At 49.9% G+C, this 521-nt stretch carries 1 protein-coding gene; it reads right to left on the reverse strand.

Annotated features, from left to right (window positions below):
* Positions 1–521: condensation domain-containing protein (locus G9G54_RS24895; RefSeq protein WP_185156327.1), on the reverse strand; the 521-nt coding region annotated here is incomplete at both ends.

Raw genomic sequence — 521 nt, forward strand, 5'->3', positions numbered from 1 at the left:
GGTGTTAGCTCACTCCGCTCTTTGGAGGCACAATGAGCGATCACTTCCTGCAGGCTTTCCTGCAGCAACTGCGCAAATTTTTCTACATTTTGCTGATGATATACCTTACTGTCATAGCGAATTTCCAGTGTCAGCGCGCCCGCTGTAATCATTCCGTTCACATTCAAAGAATGCTCCAGAACGGTATGGTCACTCATCGGCTCTCCACCTGGATGTGAAGACAGCGTGATATCCCCATTTTCCAAGTCCTGATCAAATTGTCCTAAATAGTTAAAGCTAATTTCAGGCTGCAGGGTCCAGCAAGGATGGGCATCATGCTGAGACATATATTTCAAAATGCCGTAGCCAATACCCTTATGCGGCACATGGCGCAGGTCTTCCTTCACCCGCTTGATTCGCTGTCCGACTGCTGCCTTTCCGTCCACATCCAGCAGCACCGGATACTGACTCGTAAACCAGCCCACGGTACGGGTGATGTCGATATCTGGAACAATGGCTTCCCGGCCATGTCCCTCCAGATT

Origin of the sequence: Paenibacillus sp. EKM212P (genome assembly GCF_011066115.1) — a bacterium.
In the GTDB taxonomy this organism is placed as follows: domain Bacteria; phylum Bacillota; class Bacilli; order Paenibacillales; family Paenibacillaceae; genus Paenibacillus; species Paenibacillus polymyxa_B.